Origin of the sequence: Pseudoalteromonas sp. S1727 (assembly GCF_005886375.1) — a bacterium.
GTDB classification, from domain to species: domain Bacteria; phylum Pseudomonadota; class Gammaproteobacteria; order Enterobacterales; family Alteromonadaceae; genus Pseudoalteromonas; species Pseudoalteromonas haloplanktis.
The window spans coordinates 26,588-35,097 of sequence record NZ_PNDT01000008.1 but is presented as its reverse complement, the minus strand read 5'-3'; the positions used below and the strand labels follow the sequence as shown (position 1 = coordinate 35,097).

The 8,510-nt window shown below is 39.1% G+C and carries 5 protein-coding genes; 1 reads left to right on the top strand and 4 read right to left on the bottom strand.

Features of this window, described 5'->3' with window-relative positions:
* Nucleotides 1–572 precede the first annotated feature (572 nt).
* Nucleotides 573–2,672 carry a TonB-dependent siderophore receptor gene (locus CWB85_RS02220; RefSeq protein WP_138553998.1) on the top strand — a complete coding sequence of 700 codons (2,100 nt, stop codon included), beginning with the start codon at nucleotides 573–575 and terminating at the stop codon, nucleotides 2,670–2,672.
* A 111-nt stretch (nucleotides 2,673–2,783) separates the two neighbouring features.
* Here the strand turns inward: CWB85_RS02220 and glmU are convergent, their stop codons facing one another.
* The 4 genes from glmU to atpD form a co-directional block, all read right to left on the bottom strand.
* Nucleotides 2,784–4,142, bottom strand: coding sequence for a bifunctional UDP-N-acetylglucosamine diphosphorylase/glucosamine-1-phosphate N-acetyltransferase GlmU (gene glmU, locus CWB85_RS02215; RefSeq protein WP_138553997.1), 1,359 nt, complete (start codon nucleotides 4,140–4,142; stop codon nucleotides 2,784–2,786).
* 252 nt (nucleotides 4,143–4,394) lie between these two features.
* A complete protein-coding gene (locus CWB85_RS02210) occupies nucleotides 4,395–6,500 on the bottom strand; it encodes a winged helix-turn-helix domain-containing protein (protein ID WP_138553996.1) in 2,106 nt (701 codons plus the stop codon).
* A gap of 164 nt (nucleotides 6,501–6,664) precedes the next feature.
* Nucleotides 6,665–7,087, bottom strand: coding sequence for a F0F1 ATP synthase subunit epsilon (locus CWB85_RS02205; protein ID WP_016710492.1), 423 nt, complete (start codon nucleotides 7,085–7,087; stop codon nucleotides 6,665–6,667).
* A 13-nt stretch (nucleotides 7,088–7,100) separates the two neighbouring features.
* Nucleotides 7,101–8,486 (bottom strand): F0F1 ATP synthase subunit beta, encoded by a 1,386-nt coding sequence (gene atpD, locus CWB85_RS02200; RefSeq protein WP_016710493.1) that lies wholly within the window; start codon nucleotides 8,484–8,486, stop codon nucleotides 7,101–7,103.
* Between the last annotated feature and the right edge of the window lie 24 nt (nucleotides 8,487–8,510).

Genomic DNA, 8,510 nt, shown 5'->3' with positions numbered 1-8,510 from the left:
AGATATTGAATTGACTGTGCTGCAATAAATAAATTTATTGCTGTTGGTCACTCAGTTCAATTGAGACTCTAAATTTGTTTGCATCATCTAGCGAACTAGAATCTGCTGTTAGAACTCAATCTGTACGAGTGCCCACACAGATGATTGCTTTATATTGTTAAAGAACGTTTGAGTTGCCTTGGCGACTCAAGGGAAGCGAATCTTACGCTTTCCTATATTTTTGTCAACACTTAATTTTAAGAAGTTTTAATATTAAGTTTTACTCGACTCACTTACCGTTTGTTCAGCGCTTTTCATTGCTGCCTGCCGGGTCAGTGGATGCGCATTATAGGGATTATCTTGAGGCCGTCAACGCTTTATTTCAGTTTTATTAAATTAATTTAAAATCCGTATAAAATGAGTACAAAAAATGCTTAAAACCTTATCTTCTGTGCATAAATCAAACAACCATAAACACACAAACTGTAAAAATGACCATTTTATAGAAAGAATTGCCAATTACAATTGAGAATGTATACTAATCGCGTTTACGTAGGCGGGCTTATTTATTTCCATAGAATTAAGGAGTAATCGTGTTGAAGAAAGTAACGTTAAGATTATCAGCTATATCATTATGTCTAATTAGCAACTATTGCTTAGCAACAGAAGTAGTAGACGAGGATATAGAAAACATAGAAGTATATGGCAAAAGCTATCGTTCAACGGGGACTAAATCAAGTTTAACTCCGATTGAGTCGCCTATGAGTTTTGAAGTGTACGACAGTAAGTTACTTGAATTACGCCAAGTGGATACCGTAAATGAGGCTCTGCGTTATGTTTCAGGTATAACACCAGAAAACCGCGCTACAGTGACTATTTTTGATCAATACACGATTCGTGGCTTTGAAAGTTACCGTAATTTTTACGACGGTTTACCTCTGCAATACAATCTGGCTTATAACTTAGCTCCACAAGTTGATGCGTTTGCAACGCAAAGTGTGGAGGTTTTAAAAGGCCCGGCTTCTGTATTATATGGCTCTGCACCACCAGGAGGAATGGTCAATCAAACAGCTAAAACTCCGCAAGCTATTTCAGAGCATAACTTTAGAGCACGTATAGGCACAAATAATTTGGCTGAACTGGCTGTAGATAGCACAGGCGCGATCACTGACGGTGTGAATTATAGATTCATTGCGCTTGCTCGTAGTCGCGATGGCCAGCAACAGACCACAGAGGAAGAAAGGATAACCATTGCACCTTCTGTCACTTTTGATATTAGTGAGCAAACTAGCTTAAATGTTAATTTATATTATCAAGATGATCCTAAGATGGTGCCATCAACAACCCTTCCCGGTAAAGGAACTCTTTACGAAGCTAGTTACGGGAAATTAGAGCCTGATGCATATGCTGGTGATGAAAACTGGGCTGAGTTTGCCCGCGAAGTCACTATGATTGGTTATAAATTAAACCATGAATTTTCAAACTCAATATCATTTTTACAGAATTTCCGCTACACCAATGCAGACGCCACGCAACAAAATAGTTATGACTTTGGTTTAGCTGATGGAGATAAAGTATTATCCCGTACAGCATATAAAACTATCGAAGATGCGGAAGGCTTTGTAGTTGATAACCAACTCGCTATGCAATTCAAACTTGCTGATAGCAATCACCACCTTTTATTTGGTTTTGAATACCAAACTCTAGATTCAACTTTCGACTATGCTGATACCTTTGGTGCTAGTACCCCAAGCTTAGATTTATCAAATCCTGATTACAATCAGTTTAATGACGATACCACTGCCGCTTTAGATACTTATCGTCAATTTGATCGTTTAGAACAATCACAACGCGGTTTTTATCTGCAAGATGAAATTAAAATTGATGCGCTTACAGTGATTGCGGGTCTACGCCATGATAACTACTACAGCTTAACCGATACCTTAGTAAGTGGCGCTACTAGTAACCAAGAAATAGACCAAAGCGATACGACTTATAGAATGGCGGCTATCTATACTTTTGAAAATAATATTGCTCCATATGCAAGTTATTCAGAATCGTTCGAGCCCACTCCCGGAGTTGATAGTGAAACAGGGCAAGCATTTAAACCGACAACGGCAGAACAAATCGAGTTAGGTTTGAAATACCATAATAGTGATTCAAGCACAAAAATTACTGCCGCCTTCTTTGACCTACGTAAACAAGATGTTGTGGTTAATACCCCTGACTTCATGAAGAAGACACAAAATGGCGAAGTACAATCAAAAGGTTTTGAAGCGAGCATCTATCAACAACTTAATGACTCATTAGATGTAACATTAAACCTTACGGATATGGATGTTGAAGTAACCGATAACCCACAAAACCCAACACTAGAAGGTAAAACTCCTATTTGGGTGGCAGAACAACAAGCATCACTGTGGCTAAATTACTTCTTTAGTGACGCGTTAGAATTTAACGGCGGCGTACGATATGTAGGTGAAAGCCAATTAGATGCACAAAACTCTGGTACCGTACCAGGGTATACTTTGTTTGATGCCGCAGCCAGTTACCGCTTTAATGATAGTTATAGACTAGGTTTAGCTATAAGCAACTTAACCGATAAGCGTTATGTAGGTGCTTGTTATGATATCAGTAAGTGCTGGATGGGCGCAGAACGTAGTATTGAGCTGAGCTTAAATGCTTCATTCTAACTAACATGTACTCTGGAAAATAAAAAGACCCCCAGTAATTGGAATGTCCAACTATTGGGGGTCACTTCATAATTCGCTTTCTTGTTACATTAGGGTAATGTAAATAAGGAGTTATTTTTTAACTGGGCGTTTCCAACCGGTTAAATTGCGCTGTTTTGAACGTGCGATTGCGAGCTGTTCATCTTCAACCGTGCTAGTGATCACAGAGCCTGCACCAACAGTTGCTGTTGCACCAATATTTACAGGAGCAACCAATGAAGAGTTAGAGCCTATAAAAGCATTATCGCCAATAATAGTTTTTGATTTATTAACGCCATCGTAGTTACAGGTAATAGTGCCAGCACCGATATTAACTTTTTCGCCAATTTCCGCATCACCTAAGTAACTTAAGTGGTTTGCTTTAGAGCCTTTACCTAAACGAGTTTTTTTCATCTCAACAAAGTTACCAATATGCGAGTCTTCTTCCATAATCGCACCTGGGCGCAGGCGAGCATAAGGACCTAAAGTGCACTTATCGGCTACGCTAGCATCCTCAATTAAGGTATTGGCTTTAATAATTACGTTATCGCCAATAGTACAATTTTTAAGTACACAGTTAGGGCCCACTTCAACGTTGTTACCAAGGGTAACTTTACCTTCAAAAATAACGTTTACATCAATTAGTACATCTTCACCCGTTGTCACTTCGCCGCGTACATCAATGCGAGCAGGATCAGCCAGTGTTGCACCATTTAACATTAATTCTTCTGCTTGCCATGCTTGATACGCGCGCTCAAGGCCTGCAAGTTGTACGCGGTTGTTTGCGCCCTCAACTTCCATTGGGTGATCGGGTTGTGCTGAGCTGATCTCAACACCTTCACTGTGCGCCATGGCGACTATATCTGTGAGGTAGTATTCACCTTGCGCGTTTTCGTTAGATAAGTTGCCTAACCAGCTTTTGAGTAGCTTGCCATTAACAGCCATAATGCCAGTGTTTACTTCGTTAATAAGTAATTGCTCTGCGCTTGCATCTTTTTGTTCAACAATCCCTACTAGCTTGCCATCAACACGTAACATGCGGCCATAACCATTAGGGTTAGCTAAATTTACAGTAAGCACGGCTAAGCCGTTTTCAGGTGTGGCAGCGAGTAAACGCTCAAGGGTTGATTGTTTTGTCAGTGGTACGTCACCGTATAAAACCAATACAGTGTCTTCATCATTAATATGTGGGTTTGCTTGGGCCACTGCATGGCCAGTACCAAGCTGCTCAGCTTGAAGAACCCAGTTTACATCGTTGTCAGCAAGTTGTTGTTGTAATAATTCGCCGCCATGACCATAAACTAAGTTAGTCGATGTAGCACCGAGTGCTTTAGCATTATCGATAACGTGTTGCACCATAGGTTTACCGGCAACTTTATGCAATACCTTAGGTAAAGCAGAACGCATACGAGTACCTTTACCCGCAGCAAGAATTACTGTAGTCAGAGACATTAAAACAATATCCTTCTTTCTTTGTTTTATTGGAATGAGTAAGCGTGTGTAAATTCAACCAAGATAACGTAAGTCACATCATGTGCACCTACTCAATGGGCAATCTAACAATAGCCACTGAATCTAAGCTGAAATTATTATTCGCTTTATTTGTGACTATTGTAACGAGGATTGGTGAAGGATATAAGTAAAATATTATGACAGTATTTCGATTGTCTTATTATTGAAAAATATCTCAACGACTCTAAAAAGTTACTGGGGCACTTCAACCACTTTTATGAGCTTATTATTGTTAGTTTCAATGGTGGTAATCGATAAGCTATCCTGCCCATTCGCATAACTTAGCTGACTTATTAGTTTATTATCCTTTAGCGTGTAAACAAGCTCTGCTTTAACCTCAAAACCTAAGCTAAAATCATATAAATAGATATTCAAGCCATCAGAATGAAAAAGTTTATCTCCATCAAGAGTAAACGAATGCATATACAATACAGGGCTTATTTCAAACTCGTGAGTTATTAAATTATTCCAACTATCAAAAATTTGTAACTTATTTTGTGCTGAAAGAAATATATACTTTGAGGATGAAAGCTGCTCAAACCAAATTGGATTACTTATTGGTAGCAATATACTTTTTTTTGTTTCCCTATCATACAGATAGGATTTGTTACTGGTCGTATTATTACCACGCACAATATAGCCAATATTTCTATTATTTAGATACTCAACATTGATGATATTGCCATCAATTGTAATAGTATCTTTTAAATTTAACTCAGCTGTATCACGAACCTCAATTTCATTAGCTTTTATTGTTAATAGTTCTTCCCCATCACTTGAAACTCTTATTTCCCTAAAATCAACACTATTTGATTTAATACTCACAGTACCCGTGGTAGTGTCTAATACAGCTAACTTAACTATTTGTGCATCTTGAAATAGATAATAAATATACCCATTATCAGTGTTTTGCGCATTAAATGGATATATGTCTTTTGGCATCATATCTTTAAAATTAAAGTTATCCAAATCTAATTGGTGAATGCGTACGCTAAATGGGTATTCAATCGCGAGCATCTCGCTGGGATTCAATGGCATTGTAGATGAATAATCTGAAATCCCTCGCATAGATATTTTTTGAAGCAATTTCTGATTACCTAGGGAGTATTGATAAAGAATACGATCAACATTATCGTACCAAAGTAATGAATCTGATCCCTGATGATATTTCAATGTCCAAATACGATTCTTAGTGGTATATAGGTGAGTTTGAGACCCTCCCTCAACATCTGCAATATACAACTCGCTAGAATCGAGTTGATGGCGCTCAAAAACCACCTTATTTTTACCTTTTATGTATGCTAAAAACTGATCACCGTAAGAATTTAGATTGGGAGAGCTTATTTGATACTCTTCACCTGTTATGAGGTTACGATTCATCAATACAGCAAGCTCATCCCGATTACGATAACCAAATTTAGAATATACGAGGCTAGTATCATTAACCCCCTGCCCAGAAAAAGGTAAATGTGAGCAATCAAACAAATATCGACTCTCGCCAGAAAAGTTACTATCAACAATAAATACCTGACAATCCAAGCCATTACTTTGCCAGTAGATAATCTCATTATTGTTATGTGACCAACCAACTGGATATAATTTATAACCGGGTTTTGATAATGATTTTTCTTTTCCTGTATCAAGTTCCTTATTAATTAATTGATTCCCTACTCCACCTTTTGAAACAATGAACGCTATGTTCTTTTCATTGGGTGAAAGTACAAGATAAGAATGAGATCCGTCCTTCATTGACAAAACCTCTTCTTGATAGCTTTTATCAATGATTTTTACTTCGTTTTTTGTAGCTGTCCATTTAAATAAGCTAACTACAATGCTTGCTAGCAGAATGATCAGTAAGGCTAATACCCAAACAGTGTATTTTTTTGCCACCGGCTTAGCGGCTTCTTTAGAATCTAGCTCATTGACTGGATTTGAGTTCGGGCTTTGGTATCCACTTTCTATAAACTCAACATTGGGTACAAAACTATATCCTTTTCGATAATGTGTTTTGACAACTAAAGCAGCTTGGTTAGGGGATTTTAAGATTTTTCTAAGTTCTGATATCGCTCTATTTATCGCGTTATCATCAACATAACTTTGACACCAAACATCATCGATTAGATTTTGGCGGGTGATAATAGTATTTTTATTTAGGATGAGGTAACTTAAAATTTTAAACAGTAGCGGCTCTAGCTCTTTTTCAACGATGCCATCATTAATTATTTGCCGCTTTATATTTAAACACCAAGTACCAAATTTTACTTCTATTACTGAATCAGGAAACTCTGCTTGTTTCATTTTTTCGCTTACATTATATCCTTACAGCAGCTTATTTATTGCTTGATTCCGATAATAAACCACCACATACGATTAACTGCAGATTAACAGCTTAGTCTTTCCATGTCATCTCTACAGGCACAAAAAAGCCCACATAAAGTGGGCTTTTAAAAAACCAGATAGGCTTACTTATTACGTAATTGCTGAATAACACGTAACTGAGCGATTGCTTCAGCTAGTTGTATCGCTGCTTGGCTATAATCTAGCTCAGCAGTTCCACCTTGTGCCATTTGTTGTTCAGCGTCACGTTTAGCTTGTTCTGCAGCTTGCTCATCAAGGTCTTCACCACGAATTGCAGTATCTGCAAGGACAGTCACTATGTTCGGTTGAACTTCTAGTGTACCGCCAGCAATATAGATGAGCTCTTCTTCACCATGTTGCTTAACTAAACGTACCATACCAGGTTTAAGGGCAGTTAGTAGTGGAGCGTGACCAGCATTAACACCTAGCTCACCTTCACTACCACTTACTTGAATAGATTCAACTAAACCAGAAAATAAACTCTGCTCAGCACTTACTACGTCAAGATGTACAGTCATAGCTGCCATACTACCCTCCTAATTACATGCTTTTGGCTTTTTCTTGAGCTTCTTCGATAGAGCCAACCATGTAGAACGCTTGCTCTGGCATATCATCAAATTCACCGTTTAAGATGCCTTTGAAGCCAGCAATTGTGTCTTTAAGTGACACGTATTTACCCGGCGATCCTGTGAATACCTCTGCCACGAAGAATGGCTGAGATAGGAAACGTTGGATTTTACGTGCACGAGATACAAGTTGCTTATCTTCGTCAGAAAGCTCGTCCATACCTAGGATTGCAATGATGTCTTTAAGTTCTTTATAACGCTGAAGAACTGTTTGAACGCCACGTGCTGTATCGTAGTGCTCTTGACCAATTACTAATGGGTCAAGTTGACGTGAAGATGAATCAAGTGGATCTACCGCTGGGTAGATACCAAGTGATGCGATATCACGTGAAAGTACTACTGTTGCATCTAAGTGAGCAAAGGTAGTTGCTGGAGATGGATCCGTTAAATCATCCGCAGGTACGTATACCGCTTGGATTGAAGTAATTGAACCCGTCTTAGTTGAAGCGATACGCTCTTGTAGTACACCCATTTCTTCAGCAAGTGTAGGCTGGTAACCTACCGCTGATGGCATACGACCAAGTAGTGCAGATACTTCTGTACCAGCAAGCGTGTAACGGTAGATGTTATCTACGAAGAAAAGTACATCGCGACCTTCATCACGGAACTTTTCAGCCATAGTAAGACCAGTTAACGCTACGCGTAAACGGTTACCTGGAGGCTCGTTCATCTGACCGTATACAAGCGATACTTTATCAAGTACGTTTGAATCGTTCATTTCATGATAGAAATCGTTACCCTCACGAGTACGCTCACCAACACCTGCGAATACTGAGTAGCCGCTGTGCTCGATTGCGATGTTACGGATAAGTTCCATCATGTTTACGGTTTTACCAACACCGGCACCACCGAATAAACCAACTTTACCACCTTTAGCAAATGGACATACAAGGTCGATTACCTTGATACCAGTTTCTAAAAGTTCTACTGAACTTGATTGCTCTTCGTAAGTAGGCGCTGCACGGTGAATAGACATACGGTCTTCTTCGCCGATTGGGCCAGCTTCATCGATTGGCTCACCAAGTACGTTCATGATACGACCAAGTGTTGCTTTACCAACTGGAACTTGAATCGCTTCACCTGTGTTTGATACTAAAGCACCACGACGTAAACCGTCAGTAGTACCTAGTGCGATAGTACGTACCACACCGCCACCTAGCTGTTGTTGAACTTCTAGAGTCAAACCAGCTAAATCACCGTCTGTTACTTTTAGCGCGTCATATACGGCTGGCACGTTGTCTTGTGAAAACTCAATATCCACAACGGCACCGATAATTTGGACGACCTTACCTAAACTCATGTCTATTCCTCTCGTTAATCTTTG

Excerpts from the sequence above, each read along its gene's own strand:
- glmU (WP_138553997.1), bottom strand. The coding sequence starts at position 4,142 with ATGTCTCTGACTACAGTAATTCTTGCTGCGGGTAAAGGTACTCGTATG.
- CWB85_RS02210 (WP_138553996.1), bottom strand. The coding sequence starts at position 6,500 with ATGAAACAAGCAGAGTTTCCTGATTCAGTAATAGAAGTAAAATTTGGT.
- CWB85_RS02205 (WP_016710492.1), bottom strand. The coding sequence starts at position 7,087 with ATGGCAGCTATGACTGTACATCTTGACGTAGTAAGTGCTGAGCAGAGT.
- atpD (WP_016710493.1), bottom strand. The coding sequence starts at position 8,486 with ATGAGTTTAGGTAAGGTCGTCCAAATTATCGGTGCCGTTGTGGATATT.